This is a genomic window from Acinetobacter legionensis (genome assembly GCF_057165765.1).
On the sequence record NZ_CM169896.1, the window covers coordinates 3,627,631 to 3,651,925 of the forward strand.

Genomic DNA, 24,295 nt, shown 5'->3' on the forward strand with positions numbered 1-24,295 from the left:
CAGTAAAAAAATGCACCTTCGGGTGCATTTTCTATTGCGAGAATACAAAATTCGATAAATACTTTGCGCAATTAAACTACTCTCATGCGTATTAAACTGCATGGATTGCCAAACCTATGAATAAAGCTCTTTTTACCACTTGTTTATTGTGCCTTTCAACCTATAGCTATAGTGCGGATAAACTTCCTACAATAAAGGTCAAGGGGGAGCAATCTGAACAAAATGATCCTCAGCATCTAACTACACGTATACAATGGATCAAATTTCCCCAAATTCACTATCAAATCGCTGAATTAAAAGATCAAGATCGTTCAGCGATCATTCGTGTAAAAGCCAATAATGTTGGTGAAGTCACAGATGCTGATATCCAAGAGAGTACAGGCATCCGTGCATTGGATCAGAAACTTGTAGATGCTGTGGAAAATGCAAAAGTTAAACCCTATTCAAAAAATGGAAAAGCCATTGCTTTAGTCGGTTATCAAACATTTACTTTAACACTAGAGAATGCAACGGATCATGTTCAGCGCGCTAAGCAATGTACCTATAGTTTTAATTCAAAGAATTGGAACAAACAACAACTCGATAAGTCGGTTCCCTTTGCTTATTTAAAACAACCACAACTTACATTGGATCAACCACTATTAAAGAATAAAGATCGTACAGTAAAGTTTAAATTTAAAGCCAATAAACAAAGCGAAATTACCCAAGTTAAGCTAACTCAACGTTCTGGTATTAATGCACTTGATCAACAAGTACTTACAGCCGTAGAGCATGCATCAATCAATGTAAAACGTTCTTACCGGACTTTATGGATTTATAAACAATCCAGCTTCAATGATGCGATTCAATTTAAAATCAATGAATGTAAATAAATTCATAAAGATGCGTCTTTTAAGGTTAAAGATAGTTTTGTGTCTTTAGGGTCTGTTGACATTTCATAAATGGCTTACCAGCAGACCCTAACTTTCTATTAAAATAATCCGATATACACCAAATAGATAAAAACATATCTACCAGCTTTTGCAATGGTTACGATCAAAAGAAAACGCCAAAAGTTCTCTTTCATTAGCCCTGCAATCAGTGTGATTGGATCTCCGATAATAGGTGTCCAGCTTAATAACAGAGACCAAAAGCCATACTTTTGATATATTTTTTCCGCTTTGAGCATATTCTTTTCAGAAACAGGAAACCATTTCTTATCTTTAAACTGCTCGATTTTAAGTCCCAAATACCAATTCACGCATGAGCCTAAAACATTGCCAATCGTTGCAACAACAAGTAATAAATATTCAGAATGCTGGGTTTGTATCAATAATCCAAGCAATACCGCTTCAGACTGCAACGGGAGTAAAGTAGCAGCACCAAATGCTGAAAGGAAGAGTAAAAAATAAGCCATAAAATTAGCTAAAGTTGGGTTTAGGTTTTAAGGTATAAGTCAAGAATGACAGGATAAAGGGAGCAAGAAAAGCCAACCAAAATGAAAGGTCTGATTTAAAAAACTTCTGCAACAATGTGAGTTGAGCTTTACCCTCTGAAATCGCTTGCCAATCGATTCTGATATGAATAAAGCCGTAGAATAAAACAATAAAATAAAGTGAAAGCAAAATGACTAAGATCATGGTATTCAAAATGCTTTGCTGTAATTTATTTTGAAAAATGCCAAAGAGCATAGCAAAAACCAAGCCTGAAACACTCACGATGCTCAAAATAATAAACCAGAAGTAATCATATGCGGAGTGATACTGTAAGATGCTACAAAGCATTGCTGTGATTAGCATCACGGCAAAAGAGATGAGGAAATGCCAAACAAAGTTTTGCTTCATACTCACCTCCTTGTTGGATTTACTACTTCCAATTCAATCATCCTAAATCTAGCATTTTTTTTGTTTTACGATACTGAAAATGTGCCCAAATAATCGCCAATAACATAAAGATAATCCGAGACCATTGATAACGTTGCGCAATCGGGTCTATCACACTTCTAATCAGGGCTGACGCTTGACCATTTAATTCCTCTAAAATATTTTGAATATGCACAATTTCCGCAATATAGAGCATTAAACAACCGGCAATACCAACAATGATACTCCAGTAAATTTTTGGATTCGTTTCTAATATTTTCGTAAAGTTCAAAAAGAAATCTTTCATGACTAAAGCCTACCAACCATCCAAAAATCGATCATTTAAAAAATAAAAAACCACGTTACGTGGTTTCTCATCTTAACATAAAATACATTTCACACTTTTATTGATAGCGCTCTTTGTATCGCTGGGCGCGCAGTTAAACGCTCAATATATTCTTTAACATAAGGATAATCCTCTAACTCTATTTGCTGCCACTCATAGCGTAATACCCACGGTAAAATGGCCATATCTGCAATCGAATATTCACCAGCCACATATTTTTGTCCAATGAGCTGCTTATTTAAAACACCATACAAACGTTGAGTTTCCGTAACATAACGATCAATTGCATAAGGAATTTTTTCTTTAGCAAATTTACCAAAATGATGGTTTTGCCCTAACATCGGCCCCAGCCCGCCCATTTGCCACATTAACCATTGTTCAACTTCAACACGATCTTGCTCATCGCTTGGATAATACAGGCCTGTTTTACGACCAAGATATTGCAAGATTGCGCCTGACTCAAATACTGAAATCGGCTCACCATTTGGGCCATCTTGATCGACAATAGCGGGAATTTTATTGTTCGGTGAGATACGAAGAAAATCGGGCTGGAATTGGTCATTCTCTAAGATGTTGATGGGGAAAATCTGATAATCCAAACCCATTTCTTCAAGTGCAATGGTAATTTTATGGCCATTGGGCGTACCCCAATAATAGAGATCAATCATATTTCATCCTTCTGCGTTTTCACGTATTTTCTGAATTTTATTGCGTTAATCGGTTACTTTTATAACATGAATTTGCTTAATTCAGTATGCTATAAAAAGAGATTATTCTAATAATCTATTCTAAAATTATGTTATTGCATTTTATAAAATACAGCACGTTCTCATATTATGATACTAATTTCAAATATCTACTTCAGCAATTGCATCTATATATGTTTTGGCCTTTTCACCCACAAATTTACGCCCAGCATTGTTTCCCAATATCCACTCATCGGGATTAAATAAGTCAAATAAACCGACTTTCACTAAGGTAGGGATAGCGAGTATCAGTTCTTGCTCAATCTCTCCACGTAAACCTGAGTTATACAGATTGATATTATGCAACATGGTTGCCACTGTACCAGTTTGTACAGCACTACCATCCTTTAATTTAACCACAGGCAAGACCTCACCTGCTTGAATAATTTTTTGGTTAATACTCGATAATTCATTTGAATTTTGGATAGATGACATATCAATTCCACTCGATTCAGATTGATTTACTACCATTTTAACGTAAAAAAGCACTGCTTAATGCAGTGCTTTTTTAACAGATGAATAATTACTTTTTCTTTTTAGGTCCAAGTAACATACCCATTTGACGGCCTTCCATTTTTGGTGCTTGTTCAACAATACCAAACTCTGCTACGTCTGCTTCAATTTTTTGCAATTGTGCAAGACCCAACTGTTGGTGAGCCATTTCACGACCACGGAAACGTAGAGTAATTTTGACTTTGTTGCCTTCTTCAAGAAACTTCAGAATAGCACGCAACTTAACATTGTAATCACCAATGTCTGTACCAGGGCGCAACTTGATTTCTTTCACTTGAACTTGATGCTGTTTCTTTTTCGCATCTTTTTGCTTTTGCTTCAGATCAAATAAATGTTTGTTGAAATCCATGATTTTACAAACAGGTGGCTCTGCATTCGCCACGATCTCAACAAGATCAAGATCAACCTCTTCAGCAGCACGCAAAGCTTCAGCAAGTGAAACGATACCTTTTTGCTCTCCATCTGCAGCAACGAGACGCACATCTTTCGCTTTGATCTCATCATTTAATGCAGGACGATTACTTTTAGCACCTTGTTGTTGGTTACGGTCAGGCTGTTTAATCTTTCTTACTCCACAATATACCGGCCGCGTTCGGCTACGGCTGCTTTCACTAGGTCAATAAATGCGTCTATTGACATAGTACCTAAATTTTTTCCAGAGCGAGTACGAACATTCACAGTCCCTTCCTCTACTTCTCGATCTCCAAGTACCAATAAGTATGGAATACGCTCTAGTGTACGCTCACGAATCTTAAAGCCGATTTTCTCATTTCTCAAGTCTGAAATTGCTCGAATTCCATTTTCTTTGAGTTTTGCGACGACTTGCTCACAAGCTTGCGCTTGAGAATCCGTAATATTCATGACACATGTTTGGATTGGAGCCAACCATGGTGGCATAAAGCCTGCGTAGTGTTCAATTAGTATACCAATAAAACGTTCAAAACTGCCAAGAATTGCACGATGTAACATCACAGGATGGTCACGATCGTTATCTTCTGTTACATATGAAGCGTCTAAACGTAACGGTAAGTTAAAATCACACTGGATTGTACCGCACTGCCAGATACGTCCTAAACAGTCTTTTAATGAAAATTCAATCTTTGGACCGTAGAAAGCACCTTCACCAGGTTGTTCTTCCCATTTAAGATTTGCAGCATCTAAAGCATCTGCTAAAGATTTTTCTGCAACATCCCAAAGTTCATCAGCACCCACACGTTTTTCAGGACGTGTAGACAATTTCATTTGTACTTCTTCAAAGCCAAAATCTTTATAAACATCTAAAGTCAGTTTAATAAAGTCTGCAACTTCTTTACCAATTTGTTCAGTTGTACAGAAAATATGTGCATCATCTTGAGTAAAGCCGCGTACACGCATAATCCCGTGTAACGAACCTGATGGCTCATTTCGGTGACATGAACCAAACTCTGCCAAACGAATTGGAAGATCACGGTAAGATTTTAAACCTTGGTTAAACACTTGAACGTGACATGGGCAGTTCATTGGTTTTACCGCATAGTTACGACTTTCTGAATGTGTCGTAAACATATTTTCTGCATAGTTGGCAGCATGACCCGATTTTTCCCACAAAGTGAAGTCTACAATTTGTGGTGTTTTAATCTCTTGGTAGCCATTGTCTTGTTGAACTTTACGCATGTATTGTTCAAGCACTTGGTAGATCGTCCAACCATTGGCATGCCAAAACACCATACCTGGCGCTTCTTCTTGCATATGGAATAAATCTAAAGCTTTACCAATTTTACGATGATCACGCTTTTCAGCTTCTTCAATGCGCTTGATATAAGCTGCTAATTCTTTTTTGTCTGCCCAAGCAGTACCATAAATACGCTGTAATTGTTCATTCTTCGCATCACCGCGCCAATATGCGCCAGAGATTTTAGTCAATTTGAATGATTTTAAAAATTTGGTATTCGGTACGTGTGGACCACGACACATATCTAAATAATCTTGATGATAGTATAAGCCCATTTGAGTTTCTTCAGGCATGTCAGCAATCAAACGTAACTTATAATCTTCACCACGTGCAGTGAATTCAGCAATCACATCATCACGAGGTGTCATTTTTTTAATGACATCATAATCCTGATCGATGAGCTTTTTCATGCGCGCTTCGATTGCAGCCATATCATCTAAAGTAAATGGACGGGGCATCCAGATGTCATAGTAGAAACCTTCTTCAATGACAGGGCCAATCACCATTTTTGCTTCAGGGAAGAGTTGTTTTACCGCATGACCCACCAAATGTGCACAAGAGTGACGAATAATTTCTACACCGTCTTGATCTTTTGGAGTAATGATTTGTAAGGTTGAGTCTTCGGTAATTAAATCACTTGCATCGACTAAGCGACCATTTACTTTCCCAGCAACTGTATTTTTAGCCAGTCCAGGTCCAATACTTTGAGCAACTTCCATAACGGAAACAGCTTGATCAAAACTTTTTTGATCGCCATTTGGCAATGTGATAATAGGCATATTTAAAAATCCTTAAGGAGTGATGCCCCGTACAATGGAGCATGTCACCGCGAGATTATGATCGAGGAAAATCCTCAAGATAAAATCGGTGGAACAAAATAAAAGTGTGTCAAATTTTACACCTTTACAGCATATTTATAAACCTTTGTCTTAAAATTATTCTTTATTCTGATTTAAATTGTACTTTTGATTATCCATCGACTCTCCCTTTTTAGCAAATTACTCTCTAAAGGTTTCCCACGCTTCAAAATCTCGATTTTTATAACAATATAATTTATGAAATTGAGGAATAATCGCTTCGCTTTGCGTGGGTCTTAAAAATACAAAATCATCAACAGCTATTTCAGTATTTTTAGGCACATTAACCATTTCTTGATTGGTACTTCGCCCATAAAGTGCATGCGGATGAATCCCCCGCGGATAAACATAATGGGCCATCCAATATCCACCATACACAAATAAGGCTTTAGAGCTATGTGGTAATTTATCTAAAACGGCTAATCCAGGTAACTGGGTAAATGGCAGCACTTTTAAAACAGGGGTTGAAATCCATAGTGCAGCTTGTAAAACACTTAAACCATCACTGTCAAAGTCACTTGGTTTGAGTAACATAGAGCCAAAAGAAAGATCATTACAGACACTTTGCTCCACGTGGAGGTAAAATGTAGGGCTACCGCCACCGTTAAAACAAAGATTAGCTCGCCATAAATGTGGAAATTGCTGTTGAATAATATTTTTATAATTTTGATAAATGTCTTGTGACTCTCGATAGGCAACATCAATCTTTTTAATCACTGAAGGCAGCTTCGTCACATGAGCATCATACCCCATCAAGCCAGCAAGTGCTAAATACTCAGGATGTTGCTCAATCAATCTTAATATTTCGATCAGTGCAAAATCAGAACGAACACCACCGCGATGTAAACCCACATCAATTTCAATATTGATTTTAAGCTTTAAACTAAACTGTTTTGCAACATCAAGATATTGTAATAAACGTGCTTTAGAATCAATTAACCATTGTATATCGGCTTGTCTGCAATTTTGATTCATCGCATAAAAATGCTGAACTATACTCACAGGCATCGGTTTCCCAAACAATACATCTGCATCCGAAAAGTTCTCAAGGATGGGGGGAAGCTGTGGCATGTGAAATAGCATAAATCGTTGAGTCGAAAGCTTTAGACTAATGTTTTTTAATAATGCTAAGCATGCCAAAGACTTTACCACGAGGCGTGGTTGCAAATGGCTAGCGTATTTAAGCTTTTTGGCAACGTACTGTAGATTTTGTTCAAGCGCCTGATCATCAACAATTAATCGAGGTAATGCACCATTTGACTGTTTTAAATCACGATTTAATTGCTCAAAAAAGTTGTTCATAGTCTATCTTTATGGTCTATTTTAGTTTTACCCATTCACTTAATTTTATCCATTATTCAGATAAGAATAGCTTTTCTAAATAAGGATTTAAAAACTTTCCGCTTGGATCAAGTCGTTCTCGCAACTGCATAAAGGCATCCCACTTAGGGTATAAGGTCTGAAGTTGTGTTGCTGTCATACTATGCATTTTCCCCCAATGTGGTCGTCCCTGATAATGTTGCAAAATCGACTCAACTTCATCAAATAATTGTCTAGGTGCTTGCTTATGATATTGGTGTACTGAGATGGAAATAGAGTCCCGCTGATAAAACGGACTCAACCAAATATCATCACCTTTGACAAATCGAAACTCTACAGGGAAAAAGGTTTGTATTTTTGAGTTTTTTAGCGCTGCTAGAACAGCTTGCAAACATTCCACACCCAATTCAACTGGAACCTGATATTCCATTTCATTAAATTTCGTTTCACGCGGTGTCGGGAAAATCTTGCCTGACCAATCAACAAATGTGCTTGGCTTAATAAAAACGCCTAAGAGCTTTTGTAGTTTTGGATTCAATGCCGGAAAAGATTTGGTTAACTCGCAACATAAGGTTAATAACGTATCTTCAGATGGCCATGATTCAGTTCTTGGTTGAATCTCATCTTCAGTAATATCTAAGGTTTTTAAAATCAACTTATCTGCATGAGAAAATGCAAAACACTCAATATGCCGATATTGTGCTTTCCATTGGTCAATATTTTGAATAAAGTCTTGGACCGCGCACAGTCTAACTTGCTCTTTGAGTTTATAACGTGGTTTATTTTGCATGGTGATTTTAGTCAAAATCCCTAAACTCCCTAAAGACACTCGTCCTGCAGCAAAAATATCTGGATTTTCATGGTGATTACAATGAAGTGTTTCTCCTGATGCTGTGAGTAATTCAAATGCTTGTACATAACCGGAAATGCAATATAAGCCTATGCCAGTACCATGGGTTCCTGTTGAAACAGCACCAGCTAAACTTTGCTGGTCAATATCACCCTGTTGCATTAATGACTGTTGCATCGGTTCTAAATATTGCCCTAAATTAAATAATCGTGTTCCCGCCCAAATACTGGCTTGAGCAAATTCAGTATTGACTTGATCCACACCAGAAAGACCATCCAAAGACAGCAATGTTGCATCAGTACACACCAAAGGTGTAAATGAATGACCTGCTCCCACCACCCGAATCTTTGCTTGGGTTTCGACAATGTGTTTTAACTCGTCAAGACTATCAGGCTTTAAAATCAGCTCAGGGTGAGACTGTTGATAGCCCGACCAATTGTTCCATTTTTGCTGATTTGATTTGTGCTTGTTTGGTGCTTGATTAATCAACTGATTCATAATGCTCATCCTTTAGCGTACAGCAGTTTTTAAATTGCCGTGATTTGTTCTTTTTTCTATTTCGTGTAGTGGAATCGTTGATGGGCGTGTGACTTGATCATATTCGCGTTGAGATTTATCTAGATCTAACTGCGCTGCTAATTGCCAAAATTTGTACTGAATTGCAGCATGTGTCCATTGGCCATATAAGGTATGTGCACCTTCATAAGCTTGTTGCTGATATTCTTCATTGGTGGTGATATAGCCCATATAATCATTGCAATAAGACACCAAACCAACCTTTGAAATACCCCGATAGATTGCAAACTGTTTTGTCACAGTCTGAATCACTCGTTGCCCTGCTGTTGTAGTTATTTCTCCGGGGCAACAAATCAAGGCCAATTGACCAATTTGGATTATCTGTAGCGGAATAACACTCGGAACCAGTGGGCTATCTTGAATGGCACCAGCTTTGACTTGGCGATTCATTTCTGCAATTAAAGGATCAAAAATACTTGGGGGAAAATCTAAATGTTGACCCAACAACTGATTGTCAGGACTTTCTAAAACAATCTCTTTCGGGAATTGTGAGTCATAGAGTGCTTTATATTTGCTGTAATGTGGAGAATTCGAGTTTACTAAACGTTGCTTACGTACTCGCTTAGCCAGTAAAGACATCACTTTAAGAATCGCTTTAGGTGTCCCCTTACCATCTATAGGCGTTCCCCCAAAGAAGCCGACACCATGACAAGCTGCACTGGTTTTAGCCCCTTGGATCCCCTGACTAAATTCACTTGGCACATCAACTTGACTCAGATCTACATAGGATAAAACAGCATCGATACCACCTTGGAGTAAACATGCTTCCATTACTATGTTGGTATTTTTTTCAATCGGTGTAGTCAGTGCTTTAAGCGCAATTTCACTTTGAAAACGCCCATTTTGCTCAGCATATTGATATTCTTTTTCACCCTTAACTTTCTTGCGAGTCGCATCTTGTTTAGGACCATGAAAATGTGGCGATACATCACCTGCTGTTGCTTGTGCAAAAATTGCAACAGGTTGTTGAATGCCTTGTGTTAATAAGTATTGCTCACTTAATGCCGAAGCATAGCCTTTATTATCACCATCATGTGCTTTGAGTTGGCTACTCAAACATGTTGCATGCACCCCAAATAATGAAATAAAAGAACATAATTGATCGTCCCGATAAAAACCTATTAATTGCATTTCACGGTTTAAGGCGAGATGAGTTTCTGCTTCGGTTCTTTGAATCACATCTGGGTTACGATTATAAGCCTGCAAGGATCTATTCCATGCCACAGGAATATCGTGAGGAAATTGACAACATTGATAACGAATTTCAGTTTCTTTCTCTGTGCCTATAGCATTGGAAATACTGAGCATGACCGCATTAACCACAGTTTCGAGATGCTCTGCTACAAAACCCGGAGTCGGCATATTATATAACGCTTCATACGCACAACCGCCTGGCCCAGAGTGAGTATGCGTTGCCATCAATACCAAATGCTGTTCATTAAATTGGTCTGTAAATTTTTGCTTTAAGCGCTCAACAACGCCGCTTCTTATCGCATATGTAATACAACCAAAATCCAGACAACAAAAAATAATCGGCTGTTCTAAAGCTAAACTACGAATACTAAATGATCGAGCAAACAAAGCTGTACGCTTTTCATAAGCACGATGCGACCACATACCATAACCAAACATGGCATAACCTTGCGGCTGAATGTTTATTTCTTGCTTATCCCACCCCACCATAAACATATGCGATCATCCTTTATCTTTTTTATATCAGCGAACACGAGAAGTAGATTGAATCTTAATCAAAAATATGCGATACCAACTAGGGTAAAAGCAACAATAATATGGGGGGCGAAGCGGACTTTATGAGCTTGCAGCAAAAGGAAATTGCCAATTCTCAATTTTATATTCCACCAATGATATTGACGAGTTTGATTCATTATGCCGAACAACGACACTGGCAATATGACATTTGGTTTACAGCACAAAATTTAGATTTGGAAAAAATTCGCCAAGGGCATGGTTTTGTTGGTTTTTCAGAACTATGTGAGGTTATTCATCTCGCAGTTAAAGATACTCAGCAACAAAATTTAGGTTTATTGCTGGGCAGTAGTGAAGGTCAGATTTCAATTGGTATTTTGGGCTTTGCCATGCAAGCCTGCAAAACAGTAGCTGAAGCATTGGAGACCGCACTGCACTATCATCCCATTTCAGGTAGTGTGTTAGATTTAACCGTCAATCTTGTTGATGATTATTGTGAAATTGAACTTTCTGAGCGAAGTAACTGTGGTGAGCTAAAAGCATTTTTCTGTGATGAAGTATTTGCCAGTATTATTACCTGTGTCAATATGATGCTAGACGATAGCTATGAGTTGGTGAGTCTGGAACTTAGCTACGATCATTCAGCATACCTCAATGATTATAAAAGAATTTTCAATTGCCCGATTTATTTTAAATCGACTAAAAATATTATCAGATTTAACAAAACACTCTTGTCGAGAAGACTCAAAAACTATAGCCCTGTCAATTATCAAAGCGCAATTCTGATTTGTGATCAAGCTTTAAAACAATTTGATCAAATGAATCAGCACAGTTTGGCAAAGGTATTAGCACATTTGATTGAAAGCCATCTACCTGAACGCTTTGATATGCAACTAGCAGCGCAATATTTTCATTTTAGCGAACGTCATTTACGGCGTTTACTACTCAATGAGGGGCTAAATTTTCAGTTATTAAAGCAACTGGTGTTAGAAAAAAAAGCCAAACAGTGGATTGAAGAAAATCAATCGATTAGTGAAATCAGTTTCAATCTTGGTTTTAGTGAGTTAAGGGAATTTCGTCGTGCATTTAAAAAATGGACTGGATCTTCGCCAACGGAATACAAAAAAGCGAAACTGATGGGTTCAGTTATTCGTATTTAAATGATGAGATTTTAAATAAGATTCTCAATAAAATCAGGATTAATATTTACATCAAATGTCCAAAATATTAATTTAATTCAATAAATTAAATATTACAAAATATTTAAACAATGGTAAAGATGTCTAACGATGCATATTTAGCTGAAATACTCGACTAAAGCCTAAATGAATTCTTACAGGCTTATGCATATCTTTTAAACACGGAAATTAGAACAAATATAGATGGAGCTAAACATGGTTAGTGCCTATGATCAATTACCACGTACCCCTGCAAACTTTGTAGCATTATCACCTTTACGTTATCTAGAACGTGCAGCCTACATTTATCCAAATCAAGATGCGATTGTACATGGCGCTCGTCATATCTCTTGGCGTGATACCTATACCCGTTGTCGTCAATTTGCCCATCAATTACAAAATCTTGGGATTCAAAAAAACGATACTGTTTCTGTTCTTTTACCCAATATTCCTGCGATGGTCGAAGCACATTTTGCAGTACCCATGGCTGGCGCTGTTTTAAATACCCTCAATACTCGTTTAGATGCCAAAACCATTGCATTTATGTTAGGACATGCTGAAACCAAAGTCCTATTGGTTGATCCAGAGTTTGCGGCTTTAGCTAAAGAAGCTGTAGCGCTTATTGATCAACAAATCTATATCATTGATGTTGCAGATGAGGAATACGAAAATAATGAGGCTACAGCGCGTATTGGTCAAATTGAATATGAGGAATGGCTAAAAGGTGGCAATGCAGATTTTGAGTGGCATTTACCTCAGGATGAATGGGATGCGATTAGTCTAAATTATACCTCAGGGACCACAGGCAATCCAAAAGGAGTGGTTTATCACCATCGTGGTGCTTATATCAATGCTGCCAGTAATATCATTGCCTGCGGTATGACGCCACGTTGTAAATATTTATGGACACTTCCGCTATTCCATTGCAATGGGTGGTGTTTTGCTTGGACTGTTGCCGCCAATGGCGGTACCAATATCTGTTTACGTAAAATTGATCCTAAGTTGGTTAATCAACTCATTGATCAATACAAAGTTGACTATTTCTGTGGTGCACCGATTGTCCTTTCAATGTTGATCAACACTCCAAAAGAGCAACAAATTAAATTTAAACATCATGTAGAAGTAATGGTGGCTGGGGCTGCACCTCCTGCGGCAATTATTGAAGGAATGCATCATATCGGCATTCAAGTCAATCATGTCTATGGTCTCACTGAAACTTATGGCCCTTCTGCATTATGTGCCTCTCAAGCAGGTTGGAGTGAACTGTCTATTCAAGAACAAGCTCAACTACACTCGCGCCAAGGTGTACCTTATCCATTACAAGATGGTATGCGTGTGTTGGATGCTGAAACGATGCAACCTGTGCCTAATGACGGCAAGACCATGGGAGAAATTATGTTCCGTGGCAACATCGTCATGAAAGGCTATTTAAAAAATACTAAAGCCACAGAAGAAGTCTTTAAAGGTGGCTGGTTTCATACCGGTGATTTAGCGGTTTGCCAACCTGATGGTTATGCAAAAATTATGGACCGTTCAAAAGACATCATTATTTCAGGTGGTGAAAATATCTCATCTTTAGAGGTTGAAGAGGTTCTTTATACTCATCCTGCAATTATGACAGCGGCAGTGGTTGCGCAACCCGATCCGCGTTGGCAAGAAGTTCCTTGTGCCTTTATAGAACTTAAACAAGGTGCAGAGACCACCCCTGAAGAGGTGATTGAATTCTGTAAACAGCATTTGGCACGCTTTAAAGTCCCTAAAAGTGTAGTGATTTGTGAGATTCCAAAAACATCGACAGGTAAATTGCAAAAATTTATCTTACGTGACTGGGCAAAAGAGCGCTCAGTGGGCGAGTTTAATTAGCCTACCCGTTTGAATCATCCAATTTACCCTCCTCTTCCCAGTAAAAATAAACGACTGTTTTTATTTAGAAGGTCATCCTGGAGAGAGAGGTAAATTGCTGAAAGAATAAAATAAATTGGTAAAAATGGGCTTAAAACTTTAATTTCTCATTTCTCGACTTCATTTTAGAAATTATGCTTTTCTTGTCGCTTATTGATAGCATCATTAAAACTTTTTGATCATTTAAACATAATAAACGATGAATAAACTTCGTACAGAAATAGAACCCGATTTTGAAACAGCACAACAACTTTATCTAACTGTGCTCGAATTGATTACCAATTACATAGACTATTGCGATGAGTTTGGTGATGAAGACTCGCTTGAATATCAAAAACTCAGTGAAACACTTACAGAAATTACCAGTAAAGACATTTCTCAATATGAACTTTGGGAGTGGTGGGAAGCCGAAGGTATTGAAAATTTAAGCTTTGATATTTGCCTACCTGAGCCTAAAATCATCCACAATATTTCAAAACAAGAACTTACTGAAATTATCCAGCGGATTAAAAGCTCAGATTTTAATACTCAACACGCAAATGATTTCATCAATGCTTTTTACCTCCGTACCATTTTCTCAGGCGGGTATTTTTATAACTTTTTAAAACTCAATTTTAAAGCATTTAAACATCAATTGTTTCAACGTAATAAAGATCAAGCAGGACGATACTTTGAATATTCGGTAGAAGACATTGTGGATCGGCTTTGGAGTCAATGATTGCCATAAAAATATCACCATCAACAAAACATGCAATTCGTCTATTGGTTTAAATCATTGAGAGGCATATTTTGACTGGCATTTTATTGGACACAAGTTTTTACGATTTTGACTATTTGTATCCTTATTTTTCAATGAAAAGTGTTTACACTCAATATACTTACAGCTTTCAAGCCTTTTTTCTTTGACTTTACAGTCACAGAGAATTAACCATGAAATACTTGTACGTCACTATAAGATGTTGCACGATGTAGCGGAACAAATATGTGTCATAGAAGACACACGTCGTATTTATGAAGATTATAAATCTGGTTTAACCAGTATTGAGGAAACCGATATGCCACAATACAAAGCACCCTTACGTGATATGCACTTCGTTTTGCATGAGTTATTAAATGCTGAAGAACATTACGCGAAACTCCCTGCATTCCAAGAAACCGTAAGCCGTGAATTGATTGATCAATATTTAGAAGCTGGCGCGGATTTCTGTGAAAATGAATTATCTCCACTTAACCAAATCGGTGACAGTGAAGGCTGTAAATGGAATGATGGTGTAGTCACCACACCTACAGGCTTTAAAGCAGCCTATGACAAATATGTAGAATTAGGCTTCCCTTCTCTTTCAGTTCCAGAAGAGCATGGCGGTCAAGGTTTACCGGGTTCTTTAGCAACAGCTATTTCTGAAATGGTGGGTGCGGCAAACTGGGCGTGGGGTATGTACCCAGGTCTTTCACATGGTGCGGTTCGTACGATTGAGCATCATGGTTCTGCTGAGCAAAAAGCAACATATTTACCTAAACTTGTTTCAGGTGAGTGGACTGGTACTATGTGCTTAACAGAATCTCATGCAGGTTCTGACTTAGGAATTATCCGCTCTAAAGCTGAGCCACAAGCAGATGGTAGCTATGCAATCTCTGGCGAGAAAATCTTTATCTCTGCTGGTGAACACGATATGGCGGAGAACATCGTTCACATCGTCTTGGCGCGTTTACCAGGTGCTCCTAAAGGTACTAAAGGTATCTCGTTATTCATCGTACCTAAGTTCAATGTAAATGCAGATGGTTCTATTGCAGACCGTAATGCAGTTCGTTGTGGTTCAATTGAACACAAAATGGGTATCCACGGTAACGCAACGTGTGTGATCAATTTTGATAACGCAAAAGGTTTCTTGATTGGACCTGAAAACCGTGGTTTACATGCAATGTTTACCTTTATGAACACTGCACGTATTGGTACTGCTGTTCAAGGTTTAACAGCATCTGAATCATCTTTCCAAGGCGCACTTGCATATGCGAAAGATCGTTTAGCAATGCGTTCACTTTCTGGTCCTAAAGCACCAGAGAAAGAAGCTGATCCAATCATTGTTCACCCAGCTGTACGTAACATGTTGATGACGCAAAAGGCATTTGCTGAAGGTGGTCGTGCATTGGTTTACTTCTTATCTCAATATGCAGATATCGTAGAGCAAGGTGTCACTGAAGAAGATCGTAAATTTGCTGACAACATCTTGTCATTATTAACACCAATTGCAAAAGCGTTCTTAACTGAAACAGGTTCTGAATCAGCGAAACACGGTGTACAAGTATTTGGTGGTCACGGCTTTATTTCTGAACATGGTATGGAGCAAATTGTACGTGATACACGTATCTCTTGCTTATACGAAGGTACAACTGAAATCCAAGCACTTGATTTGTTAGGCCGTAAAGTATTGGGTACGCAAGGTGCAATGTTGAAAGACTTCACCAAGATCATCCATAAATTTGCTGAAGCAAACAAAGACAATGCTGAACTGAAAGAATTTGTTGAACCACTTGCTGCTCTAAACAAAGAGTGGGGTGATTTAACCATGCAAATCGGTATGAAAGCAATGCAAAACCCGGATGAAGTTGGCGCAGCTGCGGTTGACTACCTATACTTCTCTGGTTATGTAACACTTGCATTCTTATGGGCTCGCATGGCGCTTGTTGCACAACAAAAGCTTGCTGAAGGTTCTACTGAAACTGGCTTCTATAATGCAAAAATTAAGACTGCGCGTTTCTACTTCAAGAAAATCTTACCACGTGTTCGCTCACATGTTGACGTGATCGCGGGTGGCTTAGATCCATTGATGTCATTAGACGCAGAAGACTTTGCATTCTAATTAGAATGTCGAGTTAGGCATTTAAAAAACTGTACTCAAGAGTGCAGAAATAGAGAAAGGACGGTCATAGCTTTGGCAGTCCTTTTTCTTTATAAATAGAGCGTTATTTACTTAGACCATCTAACAACATACATGTTTGTTGGTTAAACTGATCTAAGTCTACAGATTCAAACAATAAACAGGTGAACGAACATGCCAATTTATAATGCGCCACTTGCAGATATGAAATTCATTCTGAATGACGTTTTCAATGCAGAGCAATTCTGGCAAGCCAACGAAAAGCTTGCACATGTTGATGCGGCAACGGCTGAAGCAATTTTAGAAGAAATGGCTAAATTTGCACAAAATGTTACGCTTCCTTTAAACCGTACAGGTGATGAAGAAGGCGCTCATTATGAAAATGGCAAAGTCACGACACCTGCTGGTTTTAAAGAAGCATTCCAACAATATGCTGAAGGCGGTTGGATTGGCCTAGGTGCTGAAGAGGAATGGGGCGGCCAGGCAATGCCAAAAATGCTGACTGTACTTGCAGATGAAATGTTATTTGCTACCAATCCATCATTCATGCTCTACCCGCTTCTCTCTGTCGGTGCTGGTATGGCGTTAAACAGCTATGCATCTCAAGAGCAGAAAGAAACCTATTTACCTAAAATCTATTCAGGTGAATGGTCTGGAACGATGTGTTTAACTGAACCTCATGCAGGTACAGATTTAGGTATTATCAAAACTAAAGCTGAACGCAACCAAGATGGTACGTACAACATTACTGGTACTAAAATCTTCATCACTGGTGGTGACCATGATCTTGCTGACAACATCATTCACCTTGTTTTAGCAAAAACACCTGATGCACCTGCGGGTTCACGCGGGATCTCACTCTTTATCGTGCCTAAATTCCTTGTTAATGCTGATGGTTCATTGGGCGAACGTAATACAGCGGGTCCTGGTTCAATTGAACACAAAATGGGAATCAAAGCGTCTGCAACATGTGTCATGAACTTTGATGCAGCCAAAGGCTTCCTTGTTGGTAAAGAAAATGAAGGACTAGCAGCGATGTTCGTGATGATGAATTACGAACGTTTGTCGATGGGTATTCAGGGCCTAGGTGCTTCTGAATATGCATACCAAAATGCAGCACAATATGCGACTGATCGTGTACAAGGTCGTAGTGCAACAGGTGTTAAATCACCAAACAAACCTGCTGACAGCATCCTTGTACATGGTGATGTGCGTCGTATGTTGCTCAATGCGCGTGCCAACAATGAAGCTTCTCGTGCATTTGCTGTTTACGTTGGTCAACAACTCGACATTACCAAATTTTCAACCGATCCTGAAGCTGTAGCGAAGGCAAATAATCGTGTTGCGTTATTAACACCAATTGCTAAAGCCTATTTAACGGATACAGCTTTTAATGCCACGATTGACGCGCAAATGGTGTTTGGTGGCCATGGCTATATTCGTGAATGGGGCATGGAACAATGTGTTCGTGACTTACGTATTGCACAAATCTATGAAGGCACCAATGGCGTTCAGTCACAAGATTTAATTGGTCGTAAAACAATTAAATGTAATGGTGAATTCATTGCTGAATATATTGAAGAAATCCGTGATTTTGCCAATGGTCTAGATACAGACTTAAACTTCATTAAAGATGCGACTTTAGATATTGCAACTGAAGTAGATATGATTACGCAGCATATTTTAGAAAGGGCAAAAGAAAATGCTGATTTCGCAAATGCTGCGGCAGTAGAGTATTTACATGTCGTTGGGTTATTAAGCTTCTCTTATATGTTTGCTCGTATTGCCAATGCTGCAAAAAATAAGCAAGGTCAATTCTACCAAGACAAACTTGCATTGACTCATTACTTCATCCAACGCCTCTTGCCTGATTTAAATGCACGTGTTGCTAAAATCAAAGCAGGTGCAGAAGTTATTATGAATTTCAGCGAAGATTATTTTACGAATCAGGCTTAATTTCATCATCAACTGAAATAAGACATTAAAACGCCCGATCATTCGGGCGTTTTTTTATTTACAACTAATGCTTTTTTTTAGAACATTTACTGTTCTATAGTCAAACCACCTAATTATTTATACAAGTAATTTCTATCAAGTCATTGATCAGAAATGAAATTTACGTTTTTGTATGAACTTTTAGAAACTGTTGATTATCGATTCAATTTTGTACTTTTGAATCCTAGATGATTATGCTACCGTGGAGCGACATGGATGTCGCTATTGGGCGGGGGATATGAGCAAAAACAAAGCACTGCTTTGTTTGCAGCGCAAGGTTTGGCATCGCCTACGCAAAGCAATTTAAACTTTGGTTGTAAGATGTGACATTGCAAGCTTTTTATACTCAAACAATTTTATTTTTCCATACAGTTGATTTAATTAAAAATATTAATTAAGAAAAATTATATCGTGTGGCTATAAAAGTTGACCGCAATATAAATCAAGTTGCATCAAAAAATCTTACTTTGGATAAAACTTCCGAATTGATTCAGCCATCTCTGGATTTTGGGTTTGCAAAGCATTTGCTGCACTTGTGGCATCCACAGCACTGCGATTTTGACTGACTTTAAATTTCCCTAAGATTGAATCTATTTCAATCTCAATCGCCACAATTTTTTCTAATTGCTCTTCGATATAATCATTCGGCGCATCCCCCATTTTCCAAGGTACAACCTGTGGTGCTTCATGCTGACGTGTCAATCGCGCCAAAATACCCCGCAAATATTTTTCATCATCTATTTTTCGAATTGTTCCCTTCACATGCACAACACGATAATTCCATGTCGGTACTTCCCGATGATGCTCAAATTTTCCTGGATACCAATTCGGTGAAATATAACTTTGCTCAGCATGGAAAATCACATAAGCCGATTCAACCTGTTCTAACAAGTTAAATAAAGGATTGGCTTTGGCGATATGTCCACGTAACAATCCAGACTTGCCAGCTGAACGATCCAATTCAAAAGGAATATGATTCGCTTCAATTTCACCGTCATAAGTAACCATCAAACTTCCCAATGGATTCTGTTCAATTAAATCGAAAAGTTCAGGGAGATTCTCTTGTTTAAAATGAGTAGGAAGATACATGTTTTATTTCCTAATACTCTTTCGAGCCATCTGGGCTGGTTTTAAATATTTCAGGTAATTCAGCATTTTCAGTAAAAGCTTCACCTTTAAAAATATTAACCACTTCAATTTCCCCTATAATTTGCTGATTAAACTCGTCTAGTCGCTCAGCTGGGATCCATAACTCCTGACAAAAATCATCACCAACCGTATGTACTTCAAACTGAGCCAGATACTCATCATTCAATTCAAACCGTGTGACATAGCCAATATAACCACTTGCTTGATCTTTGGTATTCCAATCTAAAGCAATTTTTTCAGCATACTTCTGATTTAAAACAGGATAGAAAATAGGTTGCCAATACAATCTTGGTGGGAAATTTTTAAAGCCACTCTTTTCAATCAATTGATATTCAAAAAGTCCAATTGGTCGGTACAAATACATTGTTATTCCTTTAATTGTATTGAAAATAATCTATCTATAGACTAATCAGGTGAAATGATCAATTTCTTAATTAAATAGTTGTTATTTATTCGCCATAAACATTTTACTTCACTTTTCATGTGCATGAAATTTGCATAGTGTTTAATGATAAAGAACACACGCAAATGGAGGATGTTATGAATAAAGATCCACGTATAGAAAAAATAGAAAACCTCCTCGATAAATTGGGCAATATTGCAGTAGAAGCATTTCATTATATTGCGTTGTTTATCATTGGCTGTATGATCGCTTGGTCAGCGGTACATACAATTATTGAAATTTTAACCATGAAACAATACGCCAGTATTGATGATATTTTGTTATTATTCATCTATTTGGAATTAGGCGCAATGGTGGGGATCTATTTTAAGACCAATCACATGCCTGTACGTTTCTTAATCTATATCGCAATCACCGCACTCACGCGATTACTAATTTCAGATATTCAGCATGACCATAAAGCCGATATGGATTTAGTGATTATCACAGGGTCAGTTTTAATCTTAGCCATTGCAATTTTGATCGTGAGATATGCTTCTTGGACATATCCTTCTGTTATTCGTGATAAGCACACTGAAAAATCATTACCACACGGTAAAACACCGCGACCAGAAGACGATGAGTTGGCTTAGTCTGCCCCCTCTCCTCTTAATCTAAACCTAAGCCCTTCTTCCTAAGCAAAATCAAAACAATACTTTATTGGAGCGCAAAACAACAAGGAGAAGGGGCTTTTTAATATGTTAAAACTCTTGTATGCATTCATATTGATCATAATGACGTTTTTAAATCATGTTCAACGATTATTAGGCACTTGTAAATAACGACCATTTTGGAAAATCCAATGCATACCAACCTGAGGATCAGGTAAACCATAACGGCGCCAATCACTAATTAAGGTGTATTGTGAGCTTTCTATATGACCGCCCTCTCCATTTACATAACCATAGCTAGTACCGGAATACTCAGTCTGAGTTGGAAACTGGTGATTATAAATAATCGTCACACCATTTTGTGGTGGGTAACTTGGATATGGGGCATTTGGATGCGGATAGGGCCTATTTGGATAACTTGGGTACGTTGGATAGGAATGCTGGTATTGAGGTCGAACAGGAATCTCCTGTGACATTTGGCGGCCATATTGATCTGTATATTTATAGGTCGTTGTTGGATATTTCTTTTGAGGCCGCTCAACACTGAGATAATTCGCCCAATCTTTAGCGTCTGCCCATGTCATTGTTGAAGTTGCTGAAAGCATCAACATCAAGACACTTAAACTGAGTATCTGTTTCATTTCAACCTCCAAACTTGAACGTATACACAACAGCTTAATATATCATTCAAGATAAATAATGGATGAATTGCAGTCAAAATTTAATCTTCTTTATTGTTTATACATCAACTTAGGTAAATTCTGACATCAATCTGATAAAATATAATTTTAATCTGATGAGTGCTGTATTGTGGCTGAACTGAGCTTTGACCGTTTACATCAATTTTTTTGCAAAATCCCAAGTGTGCAAGAAGCATTTATTGATAGCTATGGTTCAGATGGCAAACAAGCATGGTGGTTTAAATTTCAAATCAATATTGACCACCCTTTAGCCTGGCAAACTGTGCAAGAACTTGGTCACGTTTTAAATTATATTTCTAAAAATGAACGTCTTCCGACTCAGTTTTTACCCGTATCTCCTCCTCCGTATATGAATGGTGAGGCGAAACAATTTTTAGCTTGGGTGATTCAATGTAACCATGCAGATTTTTCACCTGATGTGGTGTGTGACTGGTTAGAGGCACGTCTCCCAAAACCTGTAGATGATGAAAGCCAATGGAAAATCAAAACTGATTTACATGAGTTAGATCATATTTCAAATAAAGATTTGGATGAGTTAGTTCCACCAAATCCGCAGTAATTCAATCTACATGAATCTCAAAAATTTAGAATTATGCGGTAAGAAGCTCAAATATCGACTTGAGCTTCTTACTCACTTATATTTTTAATTTATTTTGCAAATGCAGTACTTCTGCTTTCAACCAATTGAAATACCAACTATCAAATTTTTGTCTACTTCCACTCTCATCCAATATAGGCGCAATCCCACCCCATAGATCTCGAGAATCGATCCATATCTCACCTTTTGATGGTCCATTAATGACTAAAAAATAATATTCACCACAACCAATACCACAAATAGGCAAAATCCCATTGAGTTCAAAGTTTTCATAATACTGATCACGTGGATTTTCACCATGATGCTGAATAAATCTTTCAAACTCTTCGGTTGTTGGTTCGATGCGCTGAAATAATTTATCTCTAAATTCAGTATTATACTTTTCTAACCACTGGTTAAACTGCTCAGCAAGTTCCTCCCAATTTTCCAAATTATATGCATCGACAAATGGAAATGGTGTTTGCAGGTCAATTAAAATATCCCCCAAAATTAGACATTGGTCCTTATGGAATATTACTTTTAAAATTCCCAGATCAGGTCCTATCCCAGCACTTTCCCAGGTATCCCCTGTACCATTACCAATTTCAGTTAAAAATCTTTTATATTCAATTGGTATTTCAACTTGATTGAGTGTTTCAAACTTAGAGAGCATGTCAATGTCAACCTGAGTGGCTAACGATTTAAAAATTAAATCTTTTTGCTGAATCGATAATTGTTCTTTTTCAATAAACTTTTCTATCAACTGCTGATAAATATTTAAGTATATTTTTATTGTTTCAATCATTTACTCTAACTCTGCTTATCTTTTTCTTATCCACCTAGACTCCCTCATTGATAAAGGAATCTAGGCAAAATAAATACTAAAACGTCGACAAACCACTCCATTCCATAAAACGGTAAACCCCGTATTTAAGTTTTGACTCATCAGCGTATTTGCTGTAATCCACACTCATTTGACGACCATTTAAGTTTGACCAAGCCGTATTAAAATACTGTTCAGCATCGATAAAGACTTGTTGTTGTGGATTGCCAACCACGCGTAAATCAGTTTCCAAATTATAATTTTTTAAATTACGTGCGGTAAAGTTGGCAGAACCTAAAATCATTTCCGCAGATTGCGCATTATGCTTTACGATCATTTTACTATGGCACTGCTCACCTTGGGTATTACACCAACGCACATCAATTCCTGCGTCATTTAACTCTGAAGCCACTTGACGGTTTGGGATACCATTTTTTTGACGACCAAATGCATCTTTATTGGGATCAAGCAAGATACGTAATTTCACTCCACGTTGCTTGGCAGCAACTAAACCTTTAATAATTTGGCGCTCTGACAAATAGAACATGGCTAAATCAATTTGATCATTGGCTTTTGCTGATGCCAACATGTTTAAGACTGCATCATAAATTGCTTTTTCAGTGAGTACTTGAACCTGAGGATCATTCGGATTTTCAGGTAGTTTGCCAAAGGCAACAAAAGGCGTATCTCCTCCCGACATATGCGCGACGGTTTGTTCAGTATTTAAAATATCTGTTGCAGTTGCCCCGTCAACCATTAATGCAATGTTAGAGTGACGTGAACTACCATCATGAGGATTGGCGGATGTGACGATGGTTTTCCAACCTTCCGCTGTATCGACCACGATGGTTTTACGATGATTGGCTTTAAAATTAAATAAATTTAAATAACTACGGACTGTAATTTTTTCTTTACCAAATGGATTATTCAGCCAGCCTTTATTTGGATTATTGCCAATATCCTGACAACATAAATACCATATTCCAGACCAAGTAGGATTAGATGCGCGGAGTGGTGTTAAATTCGTTTCAATCACATCAATACCGCCTAAACGTAATTGACGATATTGTTCAGGCTGAATTCCACCATAAACAGAATTGATAGGATCGGTAATAAACTTAATTTCTAAGCTTGGGTTTACAATTTTTTCATTAATCAAGGCTTGGGTTAATTGCTTGGTTAATTCTCGTTGCTGAACTTTAGAATCGCCGACTTCACTGTTAAATAGAAACATATCGATCACAATGGTGGTCTTGGCTTGCTTAATCAGCTGTAACACTTGATCAAAGATATGTTGATCAAGTTGCTGCTTCCCTTGCGCATCAATATAAGTTTCATCGGCAATAAATTTTACATTGGCATGACGCAATGGTCCGGTAAAATTCAGCCCTTTAGGAAGCGGTTTATAAACATGATAAATCGCAGATGAGAGATATCCTAAGGCCAATATGCCGATAATAATGCCGAAATAGCGACGTTTTGACCAATTCAGTTTGTTTTGAATTTTATTAAAGATACGCATAAGAAAAGACCTAGACCAATTTAGGGGCTGTCAACATTTCATATATAACTTG

General features: G+C 37.8%; 23 protein-coding genes. 8 read left to right on the forward strand and 15 right to left on the reverse strand.

Going from position 1 to position 24,295, the window contains the following annotated elements; genetic code table 11:
• Positions 1–116 precede the first annotated feature (116 nt).
• Positions 117–872, forward strand: coding sequence for an energy transducer TonB family protein (locus AC2G3J_RS16470; protein ID WP_483770294.1), 756 nt, complete (start codon positions 117–119; stop codon positions 870–872).
• 98 nt (positions 873–970) lie between these two features.
• Here the strand turns inward: AC2G3J_RS16470 and AC2G3J_RS16475 are convergent, their stop codons facing one another.
• The 10 genes from AC2G3J_RS16475 to AC2G3J_RS16520 all read right to left on the reverse strand — a co-directional run bounded on the left by AC2G3J_RS16475 (position 971) and on the right by AC2G3J_RS16520 (position 10,449).
• Positions 971–1,396: a YqaA family protein gene (locus AC2G3J_RS16475; protein WP_419819600.1), complete on the reverse strand. Its 426-nt coding sequence runs from the start codon at positions 1,394–1,396 to the stop codon at positions 971–973.
• A 4-nt stretch (positions 1,397–1,400) separates the two neighbouring features.
• Positions 1,401–1,823, reverse strand: a complete 423-nt coding sequence (locus AC2G3J_RS16480) for an LTA synthase family protein (protein WP_419359088.1) — start codon at positions 1,821–1,823, stop codon at positions 1,401–1,403.
• 37 nt (positions 1,824–1,860) lie between these two features.
• The gene (locus tag AC2G3J_RS16485; RefSeq protein WP_336953379.1) at positions 1,861–2,148 is read right to left on the reverse strand and encodes a hypothetical protein; all 288 of its coding nucleotides are present in this window, start codon (positions 2,146–2,148) and stop codon (positions 1,861–1,863) included.
• 89 nt (positions 2,149–2,237) lie between these two features.
• Positions 2,238–2,855 (reverse strand): glutathione S-transferase N-terminal domain-containing protein, encoded by a 618-nt coding sequence (locus AC2G3J_RS16490; protein WP_336953380.1) that lies wholly within the window; start codon positions 2,853–2,855, stop codon positions 2,238–2,240.
• Positions 2,856–3,035: 180 nt separating this feature from the next.
• The gene (locus AC2G3J_RS16495; RefSeq protein ID WP_336953381.1) at positions 3,036–3,368 is read right to left on the reverse strand and encodes a DUF7709 family protein; all 333 of its coding nucleotides are present in this window, start codon (positions 3,366–3,368) and stop codon (positions 3,036–3,038) included.
• Between the two features lie 88 nt (positions 3,369–3,456).
• Entirely contained in the window at positions 3,457–4,008 is a 552-nt protein-coding gene (gene infC, locus AC2G3J_RS16500; protein WP_336953452.1) for a translation initiation factor IF-3, read from the reverse strand.
• 5 nt (positions 4,009–4,013) lie between these two features.
• Positions 4,014–5,936, reverse strand: a complete 1,923-nt coding sequence (gene thrS, locus AC2G3J_RS16505; RefSeq protein ID WP_336953382.1) for a threonine--tRNA ligase — start codon at positions 5,934–5,936, stop codon at positions 4,014–4,016.
• 219 nt (positions 5,937–6,155) lie between these two features.
• The gene (locus AC2G3J_RS16510; protein WP_483770295.1) at positions 6,156–7,316 is read right to left on the reverse strand and encodes an alanine racemase; all 1,161 of its coding nucleotides are present in this window, start codon (positions 7,314–7,316) and stop codon (positions 6,156–6,158) included.
• Positions 7,317–7,368: 52 nt separating this feature from the next.
• Positions 7,369–8,682, reverse strand: a complete 1,314-nt coding sequence (locus tag AC2G3J_RS16515; protein WP_419328081.1) for a D-arabinono-1,4-lactone oxidase — start codon at positions 8,680–8,682, stop codon at positions 7,369–7,371.
• Positions 8,683–8,694: 12 nt separating this feature from the next.
• Positions 8,695–10,449, reverse strand: a complete 1,755-nt coding sequence (locus AC2G3J_RS16520) for a neutral/alkaline non-lysosomal ceramidase N-terminal domain-containing protein (RefSeq protein ID WP_483770296.1) — start codon at positions 10,447–10,449, stop codon at positions 8,695–8,697.
• Between the two features lie 122 nt (positions 10,450–10,571).
• Here AC2G3J_RS16520 and AC2G3J_RS16525 point away from each other — a divergent pair, with 122 nt between their 5' ends.
• The 5 genes from AC2G3J_RS16525 to AC2G3J_RS16545 all read left to right on the forward strand — a co-directional run bounded on the left by AC2G3J_RS16525 (position 10,572) and on the right by AC2G3J_RS16545 (position 18,379).
• Entirely contained in the window at positions 10,572–11,627 is a 1,056-nt protein-coding gene (locus tag AC2G3J_RS16525) for an AraC family transcriptional regulator (RefSeq protein WP_336953386.1), read from the forward strand.
• Positions 11,628–11,861: 234 nt separating this feature from the next.
• Complete coding sequence (locus AC2G3J_RS16530; protein WP_483770297.1) at positions 11,862–13,508, forward strand: acyl-CoA synthetase; 1,647 nt, start codon at positions 11,862–11,864, stop codon at positions 13,506–13,508.
• A 238-nt stretch (positions 13,509–13,746) separates the two neighbouring features.
• The gene (locus AC2G3J_RS16535) at positions 13,747–14,265 is read left to right on the forward strand and encodes a hypothetical protein (protein WP_483770298.1); all 519 of its coding nucleotides are present in this window, start codon (positions 13,747–13,749) and stop codon (positions 14,263–14,265) included.
• 337 nt (positions 14,266–14,602) lie between these two features.
• Complete coding sequence (locus AC2G3J_RS16540; protein ID WP_336953453.1) at positions 14,603–16,405, forward strand: acyl-CoA dehydrogenase C-terminal domain-containing protein; 1,803 nt, start codon at positions 14,603–14,605, stop codon at positions 16,403–16,405.
• 192 nt (positions 16,406–16,597) lie between these two features.
• Positions 16,598–18,379 (forward strand): acyl-CoA dehydrogenase C-terminal domain-containing protein, encoded by a 1,782-nt coding sequence (locus AC2G3J_RS16545; protein WP_336953389.1) that lies wholly within the window; start codon positions 16,598–16,600, stop codon positions 18,377–18,379.
• A gap of 501 nt (positions 18,380–18,880) precedes the next feature.
• On the opposite strand, the gene AC2G3J_RS16550 is transcribed toward AC2G3J_RS16545, so the two are convergent.
• Both AC2G3J_RS16550 and AC2G3J_RS16555 read right to left on the reverse strand, forming a co-directional pair.
• Entirely contained in the window at positions 18,881–19,507 is a 627-nt protein-coding gene (locus AC2G3J_RS16550) for an FMN-binding negative transcriptional regulator (RefSeq protein ID WP_483770299.1), read from the reverse strand.
• 10 nt (positions 19,508–19,517) lie between these two features.
• Complete coding sequence (locus tag AC2G3J_RS16555; protein ID WP_336953391.1) at positions 19,518–19,931, reverse strand: ADP-ribosylation/crystallin J1; 414 nt, start codon at positions 19,929–19,931, stop codon at positions 19,518–19,520.
• Between the two features lie 176 nt (positions 19,932–20,107).
• Here AC2G3J_RS16555 and AC2G3J_RS16560 point away from each other — a divergent pair, with 176 nt between their 5' ends.
• A complete protein-coding gene (locus AC2G3J_RS16560) occupies positions 20,108–20,602 on the forward strand; it encodes a phosphate-starvation-inducible protein PsiE (RefSeq protein ID WP_336953392.1) in 495 nt (164 codons plus the stop codon).
• A 161-nt stretch (positions 20,603–20,763) separates the two neighbouring features.
• Here AC2G3J_RS16560 and AC2G3J_RS16565 read toward each other — a convergent pair whose 3' ends face one another.
• Positions 20,764–21,261, reverse strand: a complete 498-nt coding sequence (locus AC2G3J_RS16565; protein WP_483770300.1) for an RcnB family protein — start codon at positions 21,259–21,261, stop codon at positions 20,764–20,766.
• A gap of 169 nt (positions 21,262–21,430) precedes the next feature.
• Between AC2G3J_RS16565 and AC2G3J_RS16570 the strand changes: the two genes are divergently transcribed.
• A complete protein-coding gene (locus tag AC2G3J_RS16570) occupies positions 21,431–21,880 on the forward strand; it encodes a hypothetical protein (RefSeq protein ID WP_336953394.1) in 450 nt (149 codons plus the stop codon).
• 76 nt (positions 21,881–21,956) lie between these two features.
• Here the strand turns inward: AC2G3J_RS16570 and AC2G3J_RS16575 are convergent, their stop codons facing one another.
• Together AC2G3J_RS16575 and AC2G3J_RS16580 are read right to left on the reverse strand one after the other, a co-directional pair.
• Positions 21,957–22,703, reverse strand: coding sequence for a hypothetical protein (locus tag AC2G3J_RS16575; protein WP_483770301.1), 747 nt, complete (start codon positions 22,701–22,703; stop codon positions 21,957–21,959).
• 76 nt (positions 22,704–22,779) lie between these two features.
• On the reverse strand, positions 22,780–24,243 hold the full coding sequence (locus tag AC2G3J_RS16580; protein WP_419328089.1) for a phospholipase D family protein: 1,464 nt from the start codon (positions 24,241–24,243) through the stop codon (positions 22,780–22,782).
• Between the last annotated feature and the right edge of the window lie 52 nt (positions 24,244–24,295).